The organism is Pseudaeromonas aegiceratis, from assembly GCF_046254905.1.
GTDB classification, from domain to species: Bacteria; Pseudomonadota; Gammaproteobacteria; order Enterobacterales; family Aeromonadaceae; genus Pseudaeromonas; species Pseudaeromonas aegiceratis.
Window position 1 is genome coordinate 2,585,111 of record NZ_CP158016.1, and the last position, 19,217, is coordinate 2,604,327.

Below are 19,217 nucleotides of genomic sequence, written 5' to 3' on the forward strand. Positions count from 1 at the left end.
GACACCCGGGTTCCTCGGGTGCCTTACTGGCCCATCTGTAATACACTATGGCCATTTACAGACCCTTTCGGAGCAAACCATGACAGTCAAGGGACGCATCCACTCCGTCGAGACCTGCGGTACCGTCGACGGCCCCGGGATCCGGTTCATCGCCTTCATGCAAGGCTGCCTGATGCGCTGCAAGTACTGCCACAACCGCGACACCTGGGATACCGAGGATGGCCGCGAGGTGACGGTAGACGAGCTGATGAAGGATCTGATGACCTATCGTCACTTCATGAATGCCTCGGGCGGTGGTGTCACCGCCTCCGGCGGCGAAGCCACCTTGCAAAAAGAGTTCGTCACCGAGTGGTTCAAGGCCTGCAAGGCCCAGGGGATCCATACCTGCCTGGATACCAATGGCTTTGTCCGCCACTACGATACCGCCCTGGATGAGTTGCTGGACAACGCCGATCTGGTGTTGTTGGACATCAAGCACATGAACGACGAGGTACATATTCCCCTCACCCACGTCAGCAACAAGTACTGCCTGGATTTTGCCCGCTACCTGGCCAAACGCGGCAAGAAGATGTGGATCCGCTACGTGGTGGTACCGGGCTGGAGCGACGATGAAGCCGGCGCCCAGGCCCTGGGCCAGTTTATCCACGACGAGCTGGGTGACTGTGTCGAGCGGGTCGAGCTGCTGCCCTACCACGAGTTGGGCAAGCACAAGTGGATCGCCATGGGCGAGAAGTATGAGCTGGAAGGCGTGCGCCCGCCCAGCAAGGAGACCATGGAGAAGATCAAGAGCATCCTCGCTCAGTACCACGATAACGTCTGTTACTAAGGCGGGATGCACAGACAAAAAAACCACGGCATGCCGTGGTTTTTTTATGGCCGCACCTCACAGATCGAGGAAGGCGCGATCCAGCTTGTCAAAGGCCTGGCGCAGGGTGCGGGCCAGATCCAGATAACGGGGGGACGACGGCAAGGCCGGTTGCCCCAGCTTGGCATTCACCTCGAAATACCAGCGGGTCAAGGCGGCGGGCAGCGGCGAACGGGCCCGCTGCCCCAGCCAGTAAAGGCCCTGCAGCGGCAGGCTCAGCATGAACAGCACAGAGGTGATCACAGATGGCCACCACTGGGTCAGGCCGTATTGCCACTGCAGCAGCAGGCTGACTCCCGCCAGACCGGGTAACACCTTGAGTGCCAGTGTCACGGCGGCAATCACCCGCGGCTCGGGAAACATGGCCCCTAATACTTTTTCTTGCGGCCAAGTGCGCATGTAATCAAGCCCCGCGTGAGGCCAATTGCTAAAAACAGCCATATCTACTTCCTCTTGCCGCAAACCGCACAAAACATAGGGCTTTGTCCGCCAAAAAAAGAATATTTTGTGATTTTAAACTTTCCTTGTATTCTGTGCCGCGCTCGAAATTTGACCCGGTCACCGGGCCCTTTCAAGCCTGCCAGACGGGCCCAGCCGACGCTCAATGCCGGCCATCCGTTTCCTGGCTCTGTGTCACCTTAATGTAAGAATACGTGATATTCCCGGAAAAGCCTGCTTTTCCGGTCAGTAAACCCCCCTTTGACAAGATAGGATTTACGACGAATGAGCAGCAAGCTGGTTCTTGTACTTAACTGCGGCAGTTCTTCTTTGAAGTTTGCCGTTATCGACGCCGCCAGTGGAGAGGAACAGCTCTCCGGCCTCGCCGAATGTCTCCAGCTGGACGACGCTCGTATCAAGTGGAAACTGGACGGTAACAAGGGTTCCGCCGAGTTGGGCGCCGGTGCCGCGCACCAGGCCGCACTGGATTTTATCGTACGGGAAATCCTGGCCAATAAACCGGAGCTGAATGGCAATTTATTTGCCGTTGGCCACCGGGTGGTCCACGGCGGCGAGAAGTTCACCCGCTCCGTCATCATCAACGACGAAGTGATCCGTGGGATCGAAGACTGCGCCACCCTGGCCCCGCTGCACAACCCAGCTCACCTGGTGGGCATCCGTGCCGCCCAGCAGGCCTTCCCGGGTCTGCCCAATGTGGCCGTGTTTGATACCGCTTTCCACCAGACCATGCCCGAGCAGGCTTACCTCTATGCCCTGCCCTACAAGCTGTACAAGAAAAATGGCATTCGCCGCTACGGCATGCACGGCACCAGCCACTACTACATCAGCCTGCAGGCCGCCGAGATCCTCGGCAAGCCGGTGAACGAACTGAACATCATCAACTGCCATCTGGGCAATGGCGGCTCCGTCTGTGCCATCAAGAACGGCCTGTCGGTAGATACCTCCATGGGCATGACCCCGTTGGAGGGCCTGGTGATGGGCACCCGCTGTGGCGATATCGATCCCGCCATCATCTTCCACCTGCACGATGCCCTGGGTTACAGCGTGGAGCAGATCAACAACCTGCTCACCAAGGAGTCCGGCCTGCTGGGCCTGACCGAGGTGACCAGCGACTGCCGCTACGCCGAAGACAACTACGACAGCGAAGTGGCCGCCAAGCGCGCCATGGATCTGTACTGCTACCGTCTGGCCAAGACCATCGGCGGCTATGTGGCTGCCCTGGATGGCCGCCTGGATGCCGTGGTGTTCACCGGCGGTATCGGCGAGAACTCCGCCCCCATCCGTGAACTGACCCTCAACCGCCTGGGCCTGCTGGGCTTCAAGGTGAACCCGGAGGCCAACCTGACGGCACGGTTCGGCAAGCAGGGCATCATCTCTGAAGAGGGCAGTACCCTGGCCCTGGTGATCCCCACCAACGAGGAGTGGGTAATTGCCCAGGACGCGCTGGAATTGGTGGAAGCGAGTCACTAAGGGAGTACAATGTCGAGGCTGCCCAAGGGCAGCCTTTTTTCATTAGCCGTCCAACGACAAGAGACACGCACTCAAGGGGATATATCAGTGGCACGCACTATTATGCTTATCCCGATTGGCTCAGGTGTTGGCGTCACCTCCGTCAGCCTCGGTATGATCCGAGCGATGGAGCGCCATGGCGTTAACGTCAGCTTCTTCAAGCCTGTTGCCCAACCGAGACCCGGACACTCTGGCCCAGAAACATCGACCGCCGTCATCCGTGCCGGCTCCAACATTACCCCTCCGGAACCGCTCTCCCTGGCTTATGCCGAGAACATGATCACCTCCAGCAACACCGCTATCCTGCTGGAAGAGATCGTGGCCCTGTATGAGAGCCATGTGAAAGAGAGCGGCGCCGAAGTGGTGGTGGTCGAGGGCCTGGTACCGGTGGACAAACAACCGTTCGCCAACAAGCTCAACTACGACGTCGCCACCGCCTTGGATGCCGACATGGTGTTCGTCACCCACCCGGGCAACGACTCCAGCCAGAAGCTCAAGGAGCGCATCGAACTGGCCTGTTCCAACTTCGGTGGCATCAACAACAAGCGCATCGTCGGCTGCATCATCAACAAGGTGGGTGCTCCGGTAGACGAGCACGGTGTCACCCGTCCGGATCTCACCGAGATGTTTGAAGCCCACCACAGCGGTGGCGAGCTGGCCAGCAATCTCGAAGTGCTGCAATTCTTCGGCAAGAGCCCCCTGCGCATCCTCGGCTGCATCCCCTGGAACACCCAGCTGATCGCCCCCCGCGCCAAGGATCTGGCCAAGCACCTCAATGCCAGCACCATCCATGAAGGGGAACTGGGTCTGCGCCGCCTCAACCAGGTGACCTTCTGCGCCCGCTCCATTCACAACATGGTGGAACACTTCCGCCCCGGCAGCCTGCTGGTGACCTCCGGCGATCGCTCCGACGTCATCGTCTCCGCCTGTCTGGCCGCCATGAACGGCGTCAAGCTGGGCGCCCTGCTGCTCACCGGTGGCTACCACCCCGAGCCCCAGGTGATGGCCCTGTGCCAACAGGCCATGGCCACCGGCCTGCCCATCCTGATGACCGGCACCAACACCTGGCAGACCGCCGTCAGCCTGCAGAACTTCAATGTCGAGATCCCGTCCGATGACGTGACCCGCATCGAGCTGGTGCAGGACTATGTGGCAGGCCACATCGACAAGCACTGGATCGAGTCCCTGACCGCCGTCTCCACCCGCTCCCGTCTGCTGAGCCCGCCCGCCTTCCGCTACCAGCTCACCGAGCTGGCCCGCAAGGCCAACAAGCGCATCGTGCTGCCGGAAGGGGACGAGCCGCGTACCGTCAAGGCCGCCGCCATCTGTGCCGAGCGGGGCATCGCCCGTCCTGTGCTGCTGGGTAACCCGGACGAAATCCGTCGGGTGGCCGAACAGCAGGGTGTGGTGCTCAACGATCGCGTCGAGATCATCGACCCGGCCGTCGCCCGCGAGCGCTATGTGCCCCGTCTGGTGGAACTGCGCAAGGCCAAGGGCATCACCGAAGTGGTGGCCCGCGAACAGCTGGAAGACAACGTGGTGCTGGGCACCATGATGCTGGAGCGCAACGAGGTGGATGGTCTGGTGTCCGGTGCCGTACACACCACCGCCAACACCATTCGTCCGCCGCTGCAGATCATCAAGACGGCCCCGGGCTCCTCCCTGGTCTCCTCCATCTTCTTCATGCTGCTGCCGGATCAGGTGCTGGTGTATGGCGACTGCGCCATCAACCCGGATCCCAACGCAGAACAGCTGGCCGAGATCGCCATCCAGTCCGCTGATTCTGCCGCAGCCTTCGGCATCGAGCCCCGCGTGGCCATGATCTCCTACTCCACCGGCACCTCAGGCGCCGGCGCGGACGTGGACAAGGTGCGCGAAGCCACCCGCCTCGCCAAGGAGAAGCGTCCGGATCTGATCGTGGACGGTCCGCTGCAGTACGACGCCGCCATCATGGCCGACGTCGCCCTGTCCAAGGCGCCGAACTCCCCGGTGGCTGGTAAGGCTACCGTGTTCGTGTTCCCGGATCTGAACACCGGCAACACCACCTACAAGGCGGTACAACGCTCCGCAGATCTGGTCTCCATCGGCCCCATGCTGCAAGGCATGCGCAAGCCGGTGAACGATCTGTCCCGTGGCGCCCTGGTGGATGACATCGTCTACACCATAGCCCTGACCGCGATCCAGGCCGAACAGGCCGAGCACGCCAACTAAGGCCTGCCGCTGGAAACCAAAAGGCCCCATCAGGGGCCTTTTTTATTGGCGGCTCGTCAGCCAGTGGCCAACCGAGCAACAACTCAAGTTAAATTCCTTATTAAACAAATAGTAAATGGAGTAATTCCCGGTTTCCCGCCAGTAATCTACACAGTTACCCACAGGATCTGGGGATAACCTAGGACCTGGGCAGCCCCTCGCCATTGGACAGCAGGGCCGACAGCCAACCCAGCCCCTGGCTGGACTCCAGGCCGATCTTCACCACCATGGTCAGCGGCACCGACAGCAGCATGCCCACCGGCCCCAGCAGCCAGCCCCAGAAGATCAAGGAGAGGAAGACCACCAGATCCGAGATCCCCAGGCCCCGCCCCATGACCCGCGGCTCGATAAGGTTCCCCGCCACGAAGTTGATAAAGAGATAGACGGCCGCCACCCCGGACGCCCCCACGGGGCCCAGCTGCAGCAGGGCCAGCAGCACAGGCGGCACGGCGGCTATGATGGAGCCGATGTTGGGAATGTAATTGAGCAAGAAGGCCAGCAGCCCCCACAGGGGGGCGTAATCCACCCCGATGAGCCAGACCGCCACACCGGCAAACAGGCCGGTGCCCAGGCTGATCAGGGTCTTGATGGCCATGTAGCGGTTCACCGAGTCCAGAAACCGATCCAGCTGGGACATGCGCATCTGGGGATCCGCCAGCGCCAGGTGCAGACGGCGGGGCAGGCTCTGGGCCTCCATCAGCATGAAGATGACGGTGAGCAGCAACAGGAAGAGGTTGGACATCAGGCTGGAGAAGCCCTTCAACATGTTGCTGGCCAGGTTCATGGCCATGGCAGGATCCAGGTACTCCATCAGCAGATCCGGCGTCAGGCTGATGTTGAAGCGGGCCAGCAGGTCGGTCAGCCAGTGGAAGCTGGCCCCCAGCTCGCTGCGATAACGGGGCACCTCCCGGGCGAAGCTGTTCACCGAGCTGCCCACCATGCCGGTCATGCCCAACAAGAGGAGGACTATGCCCGCCACCACCAGCAAAATGGCCAAGCCCCGGGGTAGCCGCCAGCGCACCAGGGTGTTGACCAGGGGATGGCAGATCAGGGCGATGAAACAGGCCAGCACGAACGGCACCACCACCAGGGAGGCCGCCTTGATCCCCGCCAGCACCACCACCACGCAGGCGCATCCCAGCAGACCGCGCAACAAGGGGGAGAAGGACGATTCGACATTCATGACGCAGGCTCCTAGTCAGTCTGGAGCACCACTGTAAATCAGCGCCAGCCGAATACCAACCGGGGCCGCCGACCACTTTTGGTCTAAGCTGGCAACAGGCCTATGGCAAGGAGCCTCCATGCATCTACTCATCACAGGCGCCAGCGGCTTTATCGGCCAGGCGCTATGCCAACACTGGCAGGGCCAGCACCAGCTGACCCTGGTCAGTCGCGAGCCAGCCGCCCATCGCCGCCCGGGCAAGGGCCGCCAGCCCCACTTTGTCAAACTCAGCCAGCTGCAGGATCTCACCCCCTTCGACGGCATCGTCAATCTGGCGGGCGAGCCCATCCTGGGTCGCCGCTGGAGTCAGGCACAGAAGCAGCGCATCGGCCAGAGCCGCTGGCAGATCACCGCCCGCCTGGTGGATCTGTTGAGCCGCAGTCAGCCCAAGCCGCGGGTCTGGCTCAATGCCTCGGCGGTGGGCTACTACGGCTGGCACGGCGGCGAGGCGCTGGATGAAACCCGGGGCACCATAGCCCCCGGCTTTACCCACGACATCTGTGCCCGCTGGGAGGAACTGGCCCAGGAGGCCAGTCAGTGGGGGGCCAGAGTCTGTCTGTTGCGGCTGGGCATGGTGCTGGGCAGACAAGGCGGGGCCCTCGCCGGCATGCTGCCCGCCTACCGGTTGGGGCTGGGCGCCACTCTGGGGGCGGGCCAGCAGATCTATTCCTGGATTGCCCTGCCAGATCTGCTGCGCGCCTTGGATTTTCTCCTCAAGCATGACGAGTGCCAGGGGGCCTATAACCTGACCAGCCCCCAGCCCATCAGCCAGGCCGACTTCTCCCGCCAGTTGGCCCAGGCGCTAGGGCGGCCCCACTGGCTGCACCTGCCCGCCGGTCTGCTGAGCCTGCTGCTGGGCGAGCGAGCCTCGCTGCTGCTCAAGGGGCAGAGGGTGCTGCCCAGTCGCCTGCAGGCGGCGGGCTTTGCCTTCGATTACCCCAGCCTGGACCAGGCCCTGCCGGCCCTGCTGCGCTAAGGCAGACGGCTCAGAAAGCCCGCAGGCGCGCCCCCAGGGCCTGGCGCAACTGCCGCGCCACCACGGGCGCCGTACTCAGCCACACCAGCAGGGCGCCGGTCAGCGGCAACCCCAGCCACAAGGCCGGCATGCCCCGCCAGGGCAACGGACTCCACAGGCTATGGCTCGACCACAGGGCCAGTTCGGCGCCGGCCGCCGCCGCCAGCCCGGCCAAGGCCCCCTGGGTCAGCAGCTCCCAGCGCAACGCCCCCTTGAGCTGCCGGGCGCTGGCCCCCAGGGTCCGCATCAAGATCAGCGCCGGCTGACGACGGGCCAGTTCCGCCTGCAGCTGAACCAGCAACACCAGCAGACCCGCCAGGGTGATCAGGGCCGCCATCAACCCCAGAGCCTTGCCGATCCGCCGGCTCATGGCCTGCAGCTTGGCCATCAGCTCATCCACATTGATCAGGGTAAGGGCCGGAAACTGCCGCACCACAGCGAGCTCCAGTCCGCTGTCCGGCGGCAGGTGCAGACCGGCCATGGCGGTACTGGGCTGATGGGCAAACAGATCCGGCGAGAAAATCATGAAGAAGTTGGGTTGCAGATCCTGCCAGTTGACCTGCCGCAGGCTGCTGACCTGAGCTCGCACCGCTTGCCCCGCCAGATCGAAGCTAAGCCAATCCCCCAGCCGGATCCCCAGCCGCTCGGCGACACCCGCTTCCACCGAGACCTGTTGCCCCTGCCCTGGCCCCCACCAAGACCCCGCCAACAGGCGATTGTGAGCCGGCAAGTCAGTCAGCCAGGTGACGGTCAGCTCGCGGTGGATGCCCTCACGTCCCGACTCGCCCTCCTGCTGGGTCACCGGCTCGTCATTGACGGCGGTGAGGCGGCCCCGCAACACGGGGTAATAGGTGGGCTCGGCCACACCGTGTGCCGCCAGCAGCCGAGTCAGGGGCGCCCTGTCCTGGGGCGCTATGTTCAGCACGAAGCGGTTGGGGGCGTCTGCCGGCAACTGGGTCCACAGATCCGATAACAAGGCCTGCCTAACCCCCAGCAGCAGACCCAGCAGCATCAGCGGCAAGGCCAGCACCTGAGCCTGTAGCGCGCTGCGCCAACCCTGGCGCCGCAACTGACGCACCGCCAGTGCACGACCCGAGCCAGGGCGCCCCGCGGGCAACAGCCACAACAGCAGCCGCAGCAGCAGGGTCAACACCAGGCCCACCAGCAAGAGGCCGGCCAGCAGCGCCAGGGTGAGGGGACCGTCACCTGTGACCAACCAGCACAACAGCAGGGCCCCCAGCAGCAGCAGGGGCTGACCCAGCCAGTCCGGCAGCCCTGTGGTCAACCCCTGGCGCAAGACCCGCAACGGTGGCACCTTGAGCAGTTGCAGGAAGGGCCACAGGCTCAACAGGACGGTCGCCAGCAGGGCCAACAGGCCCCCCAGCACAAAGGGCCAATGCCCCGGTGGCGGCAAGTCCCGAGGCAGCAGATCCCCCAGCAGCTGGATAAAGCCCAGTTGCAGCAGTACCCCGGCCAGCGCCCCCAGCAGTCCGCCGACCAGTGCCACCGCCAGCAACAGACCGCTCATCAGCCACCACAGGGCGCGCCGCCGGGCACCCAGCACCTTGAGCAGGGCCATCATGTCCTGCTGACGCCGGGCAAAACGGCCCATGGCCAGGCTGATGGCCAGACAGCCCAAGAGCAGGCCGATCAGCGCCGCCAGGCGAAAGAAGCGCTCGCTACGGGCCAGAGACTGGCTCATCATCCCCTCCCCCTCCCCCTGCCCCGGTCCCACCAACTGCTGACCTGGGCCGAGCTGCGGCGTCACCTGGGATTGCCAGCGGGCCAGGGTCTGCGCCGGCCCCTTGAACTGATAGCGATAGCTCAGCCGGCTACCGGGCAGCAGCAGGCCGCTGCCCTCGGCATCCGCCAGGGCAATCAGGGCCCGGGGGGCCAGCAACAGGGGGGAGAAGCCCTCATCCGGAGTCTGCAGCACACGGCCGGCCACCTGCAGATCCAGATCCCCCAGCTCCACCCATTGGCCCACCTCGATCTGCAGCAGCCGCATCAGTTCGGGGGAGAGCCAGATCCGGCCGGTGGAGACGGCAGCAGGTGGTTCCAACTGCAGCTGACCATAGAAGGGATAGCCGGGCCCCACCGCCTTGATGCTGGCCAGCTGCAGCGCCTGGTCGTGAAACAGCATGGAATTGAACACCAGGGTCTGGCTCCAGCTCAGCCCCTGGGCCTGGGCGGCATCCAGCCAGGCCTGGGGCGCCGGCTCGGCGCTGCGCAGCTGCAGGTCTCCGGCCAGAAACTCGCGTCCCCCCTGGGTAAGAGTCTGTTGCAGACGATCCGCCACCAGGGCGACGCTCAGCACACAAGCCACACTCAGAGCCAGGGCCAGCACCACGGCCCGCAGCTCGCCGCGCCACAGCTCGCGGCCGATGAGTCGCAGCAGCAGGCGGTTCATAGCGCCGGCGCCTGCAAGCGGCCACCCGCCAGCCGCAGCTGACGGCCACAGCGAGCCGCCAGGGCCGCGTCGTGGGTCACGATCACCAGGCTGGTACCATGGCGGCGATTCAGCTCAAACAGGAGATCCGTGATGTGCTGCCCGGTCTGCCGGTCCAGGTTGCCGGTGGGCTCATCCGCCAGCAGCAGCGCCGGCTGCCCCATGAAGGCGCGGGCGATGGCCACCCGCTGCTGTTCGCCACCGGACAGCTGACTGGGCAGGTGATCGAGACGCTGAGCCAGCCCCACCTCCGCCAGCAGGGCTCGGGCGGCACCCTCCGGGTCGGCCAGGCCCGCCAACTCGCCCGGCAACATGACGTTCTCCAGGGCGGTGAAGCTGGGCAGCAGCAAGAAAGATTGAAAGATGAAGCCCAGCTGGCGGGCCCGCAGCGCGGCGCGAGCTTCCTCGTCCAACGTGGTGATCTCCTGCCCCGCCAGGCGAATGCTGCCGCTGCTGGGCAGATCCAGTCCGGCCAGCAGCCCCAGCAGAGTGGACTTGCCTGAGCCCGAGGCCCCCAGCAGGGCCAGGCTCTCCCCTGCCTTGACATCCAGCCGGATCCCTTCAAGGATGATCAGGGTCTGGGTCCCCCACTGCAACCTGTGGGTCAGATCCCGTACTTCTATCATCAAGGGTGATGTCATGCGCATGCTTCTCGTCTGTCTATGGGGTGTCCTAAGCATACCTGCCTGGGGGCAGGGATTCAGCCTGCTGGTGCTGGGGGATAGCCTGAGTGCCGGTTACCGCATGACGGCAGAGCAGAGCTGGCCCAGGTTGCTCAACGCCCAGCCGCCCCTGGCCGCAGCTCCCCTCACGGTGATCAATGCCAGTGTCAGCGGCGAAACCACCCAGGGTGGGCTGACCCGTCTGCCTGGCCTGCTGCAGTCACATAAGCCGGATTGGGTGCTGGTGGAGCTGGGTGCCAACGACGGTCTGCGCGGCTTGCCCGTCAACCAGACCCAGGACAATCTGGCGGCCATCATAGCTCAGAGCCAGGCTGCCGGCGCCCAGGTGGTGCTGATGCAGATCCGCCTGCCACGCAACTACGGCCGGCGCTTCATCGACCGGTTCGAGGGGATCTACCCGGCGTTGGCGCAGCAATATTCGATCCCCCTTATGCCCTTCTTGCTGGAACCCCTCTATGATAAGCCCGCGCTGCTGTTTGAAGATGGTCTGCACCCCCGCGCCGAAGCCCAGCCGCTGATCGCCACCCAGGTGGCCAGCTTTTTGGCCCCCCTGCTGACCCAGGCCCAGGTCAACCGGGCCAGCTAATGCCAAACGAAACAGCCTGGATGTAAAAACAGGTAAAAGAAAGCGCTAAGAGATCCAGCCCCTTGTCCGGGCTAGGCCAACTCGTATGATGGACCCTCCCTGAGCCGTAGGATGAGTAGGAATGACCCGGGTATTGCTAGTAGATGACGATCTGGACCTGTGTGCGATGCAGGCCGAGTACTTGACCATAGAGGGCTATGAAGTGGTGCAGGCCCACGATGGTGAATCCGCCGTCCACCACGCCCTGTCCGAATCGTTCGACATCATGCTGCTGGACGTGATGCTGCCCAAGCTCAATGGCGCCGAGGTGCTACGCCGGGTGCGCGGCAACAGCCAGGTGCCCATTCTGATGCTCACCGCCAAGGGCGATGACATCGACCGCATACTGGGTCTGGAGCTGGGGGCCGACGATTATGTGGCCAAGCCCTGCACCCCGCGGGAGCTGGTGGCCCGCATCCGCGCCATCCTGCGCCGCAGTCAGCCACAACAACAGGGCCTGGCGGATCACCAGATCGGTGCCCTGCGCCTGGCCCCCAGCCGCCGCCTGGCCTACTGGGATGAGCAGGTGCTGGATCTCACCAGTACCGAATTCAACCTGCTGGAAGTGCTGGCCCGCCATGCCGGTCGTGCCGTGAGCAAGGAGGAGCTGTCCAGCCAGGTGCTGGGCCGCAGCCTGACCCGCTACGACCGCAGCATTGACGTCCACATCAGCAACCTGCGGCAAAAGCTGGGCATGCTGTCTGACGGCCGCTCCCCCATCCAGACCATTCGAGGGCTGGGCTACCAGCTGTTAGCCGCCTGACATGACCAGCATCTTCTGGCGCATCCTGCTGACCTTCTGGTTGACGCTGGTGTTGCTGCTGGGGGGCATCAAGGTGGGCACTGTGCTCTACGAGGAGTACAAGAGCAAACTGGATGACCCGCTGGATGTCTCCCCCATGAGCCGCCAGCTCATGGAGACCTTTGGCAATACCATACGCCAGGGGGGGGTGCAGCTGCTCAACACCTTCTACCGTCTGCGACCCGTACCGCCGCCGGACATGTTCGGCCCGCCGAATGGAAACAACGGCCTGCTGGAGAACGATCTCAAACCTGAGCGGATGCCGCCGCCGGAGCAACAGATCCGGGTGACCGATGCCCAGGGGCGGGAACAGCTGGGCATGCCCATGTCCCCTGAGATATGGGCCCGGGTGCAGCCGCTGATCCAGCAGCAGGATCCCCGGATCCTCTCGGTGACCGCCCCCAATGGGATGACCTACTACCTGTTCCGCCTGCGGGATAATAACTCCCCTTCCGGCTTCTTCTTCCTGTTGCACCATCCCCTGACCATGCCGCTGCTGATGATGCTGGCCAGCCTGCTGTGCAGCGCCCTGCTGGCGGCGCATCTGGCCAAGCCCATCCGCCTGCTGCGGGACGGCCTGCGCCAGGTGGCGGATGGTCGCTTCGATCTGCAGATCGGCCGGCAGATGGGCAACCGCCACGACGAGCTGGGCCAGCTGGGACGGGATGCAGATCTGATGGCCCAGCGGCTCAATAGCCTGATCGGCGCCCAGCAGCGGTTGCTGCACGACGTCTCCCACGATCTGCGTTCGCCGCTGGCCCGGGTGCAGGTGGCCCTGGGCCTGGCGCGCCAGAGTCCGGATCGCTTCGACGACGCCCTGTCGCGCATCGAGCATGAGACCCACAGACTCAACCAGATGATTGAAGAGGTGTTGACCCTGGCCAAGCTGGAGGCCAAGGTGCCCATCACGGGAGATGACTATCTGGATCTGGTGTCCCTGCTACAAAGCCTGGTGGATGACGCCCGCTTCGAATATGCCGCCGAGGGACGCCACTTCGACCTGCTGCTGGATGCCGAGGACGACATACTGCTCCATGGCCGGGCCGAGCTGTTGCTGCGGGCGTTCGACAACCTCATCCGCAACGCGGCGCAGCACAGCCCCCGCGGGACACCGGTGCACCTGACGGTGAGCGTCAACGCGCCGGCAGGCCAGGTGGTGGTGAGTTGCTGCGACCAGGGCCCCGGGGTGCCGGAGTGCGATCTGGAGACCATCTTCACCCCTTTCTATCACCACGATCAGAGCCAGGGCAAAGGCCTAGGGCTGGCCATCGCCAAGCGGGCCATCGAGGCCCATGGCGGCACCATACTGGCCCGCAACCGGTCCGAAGGCGGCCTGGCCATCATCGCCACCCTGCCCATCGCCCAAGCCAGCATGGAAGAGCCCGTCGCCCACGCCTGACACTATCCCAGCGCTGCGGCCGGCTAGAAGCGGGTCGCAGCTCCTTTTAGTTTTGTCGCTGAATGCGCTTTCGCTAACAAAGTCAAACGAAACCCACCTCTGATTTCACACTTCTCACACAAGCTCATATGAGTCGTCTTTATGGTCTGCTGCCATCGCCACTCCGACTCCCCGGACCCACGATGCACAACATTAAGGATGATCTATGCACCTCCAGTCCCCGATCCGGCTCTGCCTGCTGATCCCCCTGCTACTCACCGCCTGTGGCAGCGATACCCAGGTGGTGCAACCACCGAAAAGTCAAACCCCTTACAGCGCCAGCCTGGATCTGAGTCAGGTCAGCATCAGCCAGCCGGAGAGTGCCCTGCCCGACAACTGGTATCAGGGGGCCGTCTTCATGGAGATCTATGTCCGGGGTTATAAAGACTCGGATGGAGATGGCATAGGCGATCTACAGGGCCTGATGCAGCAACTGGATTATCTGCAACAGCTGGGGGTCCAAGGTCTCTGGCTGATGCCCATCAATGCCAGCTACGACCATGATCACGGTTACGCCGTCAGTGATTACCGCTCACTGGAGACACAGTACGGCAGCCAGGCTGACCTGGCAGCCCTGCTGGAGGCGGCCCACGCCCGCGGCATGGGCATCATCATGGACTATGTGATCAACCACAGCGCCATCGATAACCCCCTGTTTTTAGACTCAGATCAGCAGTTGGGAGACAAGCGCGACTGGTACATCTGGCGCGACAGCAACCCGGGCTGGACCAATTGGGACGGCAACCCCAGCTGGCATCCCGGCCGGCAGGGATATTTTTACGGGGTTTTTTGGGAAAACATGCCCGACTTCAATCTGAAGAATGAGACCGTGCTGGCCTACCACCATGACAGCCTGCGCTACTGGCTGAATCAGGGGCTGGATGGCTTCCGCTTCGACGCCGTGGGCCAGCTCGTCGAGAACGGCCAGTACAGCTACGAATCCCAGCCGGAAAACCACGCCATCATGTATGACATCCAGCAACTGGTGACCAATGACTACCAACATCGCTACATGGTGTGTGAAGAGCCCACGGACGCCATAGGTGCGGCCCAGAGCGATGCCTGCGGATCTGCGTTTGCCTTTGGTTTCAATGATGCGGTACGGGCCTCGGTGAAGGCCGGGCGCGTCAGCAGTGATCTGGCCGACACCTTGCAGCAGCTACCACTGGCCCGCATGGGGGTCATGCTGGGCAACCACGACGCCTTTGCCGGTGTACGCCTGATTGAGGACTTTGACGGCGATCTGGCCCGCTATCGTCTGGCGGCAGCCACCCAGCTGACCCTGCCGGGTCAGCCATTTATCTACTACGGCGAGGAGATCGGCATGGGCCACAGCGCCGGCAATTCCGGCGACTGGGCACTGCGCGCCCCCATGAGCTGGACCGCCAGCGGTGGCTTTACCACCGGCAGCCCCTTTCGGGCCTACGCCAGCAACAAGGGGCAATACAATGTGCAAGATCAGCAGGCCGCCGCCGACTCGCTGTGGCATTTTTATCAGCGGCTGATCGCCGCCCGCAAGGCCAACCCCGCCCTGCGTCTTGGCACACTGCAGCTGCTGCAAAGCGACCGCGTACTGGCCTACACCCGGCAATACGAGGATGACACCCTGCTTGTTCTGCTGAATTATGCGGAAGAAGCCAGCCCGCTGACACTGGATCTGGATCTGCCCAATAGCAGCCTGAGCCCCTTGGATGACTGGGCCTCGGACAGCCCCACCACAGATGCTGACGGCAGCCTGAGCCTCACCCTGCCGGCGCAGGCCATCCGTATCTATCGGCTGCCTGCCGGAGTCTGATACTGACGCGTGAAAAAGCAAAAGGCCCGTCAGAGACGGGCCTTTTGTGATTTGGTGGAGCTACGCGGGATCGAACCGCGGACCTCTTGCATGCCATGCAAGCGCTCTCCCAGCTGAGCTATAACCCCAAATCAAGGTTGGTGGAGCTAGACGGGATCGAACCGTCGACCTCTTGCATGCCATGCAAGCGCTCTCCCAGCTGAGCTATAGCCCCACAAATCTGTGGTTTCGAACGCCTGAGCATTCGACTGAGAATTTTTGGTGGAGCTACGCGGGATCGAACCGCGGACCTCTTGCATGCCATGCAAGCGCTCTCCCAGCTGAGCTATAACCCCACTACAGGTGCGAATACGTATCGCGACGTTTTCTGGAAGTTGGTGGAGCTACGCGGGATCGAACCGCGGACCTCTTGCATGCCATGCAAGCGCTCTCCCAGCTGAGCTATAACCCCACAATCGCAGGCTTCCAGAGTGCTGGACTCACCGCGTTAGCCGGCGAGCGAGGCGCATATTAGGCAGCTGGCCCCTGTGTGTCAACAAAAAAATCGCCCCGCCCGCCCGGTCGTCCAAATCCTCGCCAGCCTGACCAAAAAGCCTGCAAGGCGCCGCCGCCGGCCCAAAAAAACCCCGGCGTGACCGGGGTTTAGCGAGCGAGTCGGCCTCAGGCGGCTTGACTGGCCAGCTGGGCGATCACCTTGTCCAGACGCGCCAGCACCCGCGGCTGGCCCACCAGGGCCATGACGGCATCGATGGAGGGGGACTGACCCAGACCGGTGACGGCAACCCGCAGGGGCATGCCTACCTTGCCCATGCCCAGCGCCAGCTCTTCGGCGGTGGACTGGATGACGTGGTGCAGGGGCTCCACCTCCCAGCTGGTCAGGGCGGCCAGCTTGTCCCGCAGCAGCTGCAGCGGCGCCAGGGCGCCAGCCTTGAGGTGCTTCTTGGCGGCCGCCTCGTCGATGGCCTCGTACTCTTCGAAGAAGTAACGGCTCTGGGCCGCCATCTCCACCAGGGTCTGGCAACGCTCACCCAGCAGGGTCACCACCTCGGTCAGGGCCGGGCCCTGGCTGAAGTCGATGCCCTGGTCGTGCATGTGCCACTCCAGGTGCTTAGCCACGTAGGCGGGATCCAGGCTGCGGATGTAGTGGTTGTTCAGCCAGTTGAGCTTGTCGGTGTTGAAGGCGGAGGCGGACTTGTTGATGGCATCCAGGCTGAAGTACTGGATCATCTCTGCCATGGAGAAGATCTCCTGATCGCCGTGGGACCAGCCCAGGCGCACCAGATAGTTGAGCAGGGCTTCCGGCAGGTAGCCTTCGTCCCGGTACTGCATCACGCTCACGGCGCCGTGGCGCTTGGACAGCTTGGCGCCGTCGTCCCCCAGTATCATGGAAACATGGGCGAACTCGGGCACCGGCGCCCCCAGGGCCTTATAGATGTTGATCTGGCGCGGGGTGTTGTTCACATGATCCTCGCCGCGCACCACGTGGGTGATCTCCATGTCCCAATCGTCGATCACCACACAGAAATTATAGGTGGGCGCGCCATCGGTGCGGCGGATGATGAGATCATCCAGCTCGCTGTTGGCAAACTCGATGTGACCCCGCACATGGTCGTCGAAGGTCACCACGCCGTCCTGGGGATTGCAGAAGCGGATCACATGGGGTTCGTCGGCGCTGTGATTATGCTGACCGTCGCGGCAGCAGCCGTCGTAGCGCGGCTTCTCACCGGCCGCCATCTGCTGCTCCCGCAGGGTCTCCAGACGCTCCTTGGAGCAGAAGCAGCGGTACGCCTTGCCTTCGGCCAGCAGCTGATCGATGACCTGGTTGTAACGGTCAAACCGCTTGGTCTGGTAGAAGGGACCCTCTTCCCAGTTCAGCCCCAGCCAGTTCATCCCCTCCATGATGGCGTCGATGGCCGCCTGGGTGGAACGTTCCAGATCCGTGTCCTCGATACGCAGCACGAAGGTACCCTGGTTATGACGGGCAAACAGCCAGGAGTAGAGTGCGGTGCGGGCACCACCGACATGCAGGAAACCGGTGGGACTGGGGGCAAAACGGGTTTTGACTTTCATGCTTAAACGCCTTGTAAGAAGTGCGCCCGAGGGGGCCGACGAGAAATGGCGGCTATTCTAGCACTCAGGCCAGATCAGGCCAACGACTGGGACAACAGGCGAAACGTGGAGCGGGCAGCGGGAATCGAACCCGCATCATCAGCTTGGAAGGCTGAGGTAATAGCCATTATACGATGCCCGCCTGGGCAAGAAGGGGGAGAAAGTGGAGCGGGTGATGGGAATCGAACCCACGCTATTGGCTTGGGAAGCCAAAGTTCTACCATTGAACTACACCCGCTGCGGTGGCCATTACTATAGGGATTTTTTTGGGCAACGCAATGGGCAGCCACCGCTTTGTCCTCCCCAGGTGCACCGATTGCTCAGGCTTTAGGCAAACTGTCGTCGATTTCTCCAGGGGGTGGCAGCGGCGGCAGGGGTTTGCCTCGGGCACAGTTGCGACCGGCGCCCTTGGCCTGATACAGCGACTCGTCCGCCACCATGTGCCAGCGGCGGCCATTGTCCTTGCCCTGGGGAATCCCTGCGGTATAGCCACAGCTGATGGTGACCCGGTTGGCACAGCGGCTGCTGGCGTGGGGAATATTCAGCTGGGCCACGTTATGGCAGATCCGCTCCGCCACCTGGCGGGCCACCGCCAGATCGCTGTTCTCCAGCAGCACCACAAACTCCTCCCCCCCATAGCGGGCCACCAGATCCGACACCTTGTTCACCGAGCGGGCGATGGCCATGGCCACCTGCTGCAACACCTTGTCCCCCTCCGGGTGACCGTAGTGATCGTTGAACGGCTTGAAGTAGTCCACATCGATCATCAGCAGGGCCAACGAGCTGCCGGCCTGCTTGGCCCGCAGGAAGGACTGGGTGAAGGACTCCTCGAAGCGCCGCCGATTGGCAATGCCGGTGAGGCTGTCCTCGTAGGAGTAACGCGCCAGGATCTGTTGCTTGATGGTCAGCTCGTCCAACAGGCCGACGAAGCTGTTGCTCAGGCGGCCAATCTCGTCGTTGCGTTGCGGTGGCGCCGGGATCACCTGCAGGTCGTTGCGCCACACCAGCCCCACGTACTGCTCCAGCTGACGCAAGGGTTTGAGTACCAGCCGATGAATGAGGTAGATGAACACCAGGGTCAAGCCCCCCAGGGCCACGGCGGTGAAGAACCAGGCATACTCCAGGGTCTCGCCCACCAGCAGGCCCAGCTCGCTACTCACCTGCACCGTCAGCAGCAGGGTGGGCATACCGGGCTCCTGCCAGGGCTCGCTCACATGGGTCACCCTATGATCCTCGATACGATAACGAGAAAAGTCCTGTCGATCCGAGACCTGACTCAGGGAGAATAGCACCCCAGCTATCTGTGCCAGACGCTCCAGATAGTCAGGGGTCAGCAAGCGTCCCATCAGCAGGGCACCATTGACCGGCCCCTGCTTGTCTGAGTGCAACACGGGCTGCAGGCTGATGGCCATCAGCCCGGCAGGCGTCGGCACTATGCCCTCGAAACTGTCCAGCTTCTCTCCCGCCAGGCTGGCAAACAGGGCGCGAAACAGCGGCAGCTGCTGCAGATCCGGCGGGATCAGCTGCGTGAGCAACCTGGGCTGCCCGGCAGCATTCCGGGATGTCAGGGAACTGATCTGGCGCCCCTCCTTGTCATAGAGCAAGAAGAGATCCAGTTCCAGCCCTTCCATGGTCTCCGGGATCAGGTTTTCGCTGGCAAAGGCCGGATTGGGCGCACCGACATACTCGTAGAGACTGTCCCAGGAGGACCAGTCCTGGCTGATGCGCCGCAGATCGTGCAGATCCCGTTGCAGCACTAGGGTGACCCTGTGCTGCTGGCTGTCGGCAAACTGCTTCTCCATGGAGAGCACCAGGGGACGCAAAAACAACCGCACATCCCCCATCAGCAACAGCTGCAGCAGCACCAGGAACAGCAGGCAAAGCAGTAAAAACTTGTGCCCAATGGAAAACTGTCGCGTCGGCAACCCAACCACCCCCTTGATGAATAAGGCAAAAACATCATCGTGCCCCGGAAAGGCCATTCAATCATAGCCCA

The 19,217-nt window shown here is 63.1% G+C and carries 14 protein-coding genes and 6 tRNA genes; 8 read left to right on the forward strand and 12 right to left on the reverse strand.

Annotated elements, in window-relative coordinates; all coding sequences use genetic code 11:
• The first annotated feature begins 79 nt into the window (after positions 1–79).
• On the forward strand, positions 80–826 hold the full coding sequence (gene pflA / locus ABHF91_RS12180; RefSeq protein ID WP_409420548.1) for a pyruvate formate lyase 1-activating protein: 747 nt from the start codon (positions 80–82) through the stop codon (positions 824–826).
• A 57-nt stretch (positions 827–883) separates the two neighbouring features.
• On the opposite strand, the gene yfbV is transcribed toward pflA, so the two are convergent.
• Positions 884–1,306, reverse strand: coding sequence for a terminus macrodomain insulation protein YfbV (yfbV, locus tag ABHF91_RS12185; RefSeq protein ID WP_409420549.1), 423 nt, complete (start codon positions 1,304–1,306; stop codon positions 884–886).
• A gap of 282 nt (positions 1,307–1,588) precedes the next feature.
• Between yfbV and ABHF91_RS12190 the strand changes: the two genes are divergently transcribed.
• Positions 1,589–2,794: an acetate kinase gene (locus tag ABHF91_RS12190; RefSeq protein WP_409420550.1), complete on the forward strand. Its 1,206-nt coding sequence runs from the start codon at positions 1,589–1,591 to the stop codon at positions 2,792–2,794.
• Between the two features lie 102 nt (positions 2,795–2,896).
• On the forward strand, positions 2,897–5,044 hold the full coding sequence (gene pta / locus ABHF91_RS12195; protein ID WP_409423115.1) for a phosphate acetyltransferase: 2,148 nt from the start codon (positions 2,897–2,899) through the stop codon (positions 5,042–5,044).
• A 178-nt stretch (positions 5,045–5,222) separates the two neighbouring features.
• On the opposite strand, the gene ABHF91_RS12200 is transcribed toward pta, so the two are convergent.
• Positions 5,223–6,266, reverse strand: a complete 1,044-nt coding sequence (locus ABHF91_RS12200) for an AI-2E family transporter (protein WP_409420551.1) — start codon at positions 6,264–6,266, stop codon at positions 5,223–5,225.
• A gap of 118 nt (positions 6,267–6,384) precedes the next feature.
• On the opposite strand from ABHF91_RS12200, the gene ABHF91_RS12205 reads away from it, so the two are divergent.
• Positions 6,385–7,281 (forward strand): TIGR01777 family oxidoreductase, encoded by an 897-nt coding sequence (locus ABHF91_RS12205; RefSeq protein WP_409420552.1) that lies wholly within the window; start codon positions 6,385–6,387, stop codon positions 7,279–7,281.
• Positions 7,282–7,291: 10 nt separating this feature from the next.
• On the opposite strand, the gene ABHF91_RS12210 is transcribed toward ABHF91_RS12205, so the two are convergent.
• Both ABHF91_RS12210 and ABHF91_RS12215 read right to left on the reverse strand, forming a co-directional pair.
• Positions 7,292–9,730, reverse strand: a complete 2,439-nt coding sequence (locus ABHF91_RS12210; protein ID WP_409420553.1) for an ABC transporter permease — start codon at positions 9,728–9,730, stop codon at positions 7,292–7,294.
• Positions 9,727–10,410: an ABC transporter ATP-binding protein gene (locus tag ABHF91_RS12215; protein ID WP_409420554.1), complete on the reverse strand. Its 684-nt coding sequence runs from the start codon at positions 10,408–10,410 to the stop codon at positions 9,727–9,729. Before ABHF91_RS12215 ends, ABHF91_RS12210 begins: the two co-directional genes overlap by 4 nt.
• Positions 10,411–10,414: 4 nt before the next feature.
• Between ABHF91_RS12215 and ABHF91_RS12220 the strand changes: the two genes are divergently transcribed.
• The 4 genes from ABHF91_RS12220 (at position 10,415) to ABHF91_RS12235 (ending at position 15,112) form a co-directional block, all read left to right on the forward strand.
• On the forward strand, positions 10,415–11,038 hold the full coding sequence (locus ABHF91_RS12220) for an arylesterase (protein ID WP_409423116.1): 624 nt from the start codon (positions 10,415–10,417) through the stop codon (positions 11,036–11,038).
• 121 nt (positions 11,039–11,159) lie between these two features.
• Positions 11,160–11,840: a response regulator gene (locus ABHF91_RS12225; RefSeq protein WP_409420555.1), complete on the forward strand. Its 681-nt coding sequence runs from the start codon at positions 11,160–11,162 to the stop codon at positions 11,838–11,840.
• Position 11,841: 1 nt separating this feature from the next.
• On the forward strand, positions 11,842–13,278 hold the full coding sequence (locus tag ABHF91_RS12230) for an ATP-binding protein (RefSeq protein WP_409420556.1): 1,437 nt from the start codon (positions 11,842–11,844) through the stop codon (positions 13,276–13,278).
• Between the two features lie 205 nt (positions 13,279–13,483).
• Entirely contained in the window at positions 13,484–15,112 is a 1,629-nt protein-coding gene (locus ABHF91_RS12235) for an alpha-amylase family glycosyl hydrolase (RefSeq protein ID WP_409420557.1), read from the forward strand.
• A gap of 52 nt (positions 15,113–15,164) precedes the next feature.
• Here the strand turns inward: ABHF91_RS12235 and ABHF91_RS12240 are convergent.
• The 8 genes from ABHF91_RS12240 to ABHF91_RS12275 form a co-directional block, all read right to left on the reverse strand.
• Positions 15,165–15,240 (reverse strand) — tRNA-Ala (locus ABHF91_RS12240).
• A 10-nt stretch (positions 15,241–15,250) separates the two neighbouring features.
• Positions 15,251–15,326, reverse strand: a tRNA-Ala gene (locus tag ABHF91_RS12245).
• 45 nt (positions 15,327–15,371) lie between these two features.
• Positions 15,372–15,447 (reverse strand) — tRNA-Ala (locus tag ABHF91_RS12250).
• 40 nt (positions 15,448–15,487) lie between these two features.
• Positions 15,488–15,563, reverse strand: a tRNA-Ala gene (locus ABHF91_RS12255).
• 209 nt (positions 15,564–15,772) lie between these two features.
• Positions 15,773–17,182: a glutamate--tRNA ligase gene (gene gltX, locus ABHF91_RS12260; RefSeq protein ID WP_409420558.1), complete on the reverse strand. Its 1,410-nt coding sequence runs from the start codon at positions 17,180–17,182 to the stop codon at positions 15,773–15,775.
• A gap of 106 nt (positions 17,183–17,288) precedes the next feature.
• Positions 17,289–17,363 (reverse strand) — tRNA-Gly (locus tag ABHF91_RS12265).
• A gap of 22 nt (positions 17,364–17,385) precedes the next feature.
• A tRNA-Gly gene (locus ABHF91_RS12270) sits at positions 17,386–17,459 on the reverse strand.
• An 82-nt stretch (positions 17,460–17,541) separates the two neighbouring features.
• Complete coding sequence (locus ABHF91_RS12275; RefSeq protein WP_409420559.1) at positions 17,542–19,146, reverse strand: diguanylate cyclase domain-containing protein; 1,605 nt, start codon at positions 19,144–19,146, stop codon at positions 17,542–17,544.
• Positions 19,147–19,217: the final 71 nt, after the last annotated feature.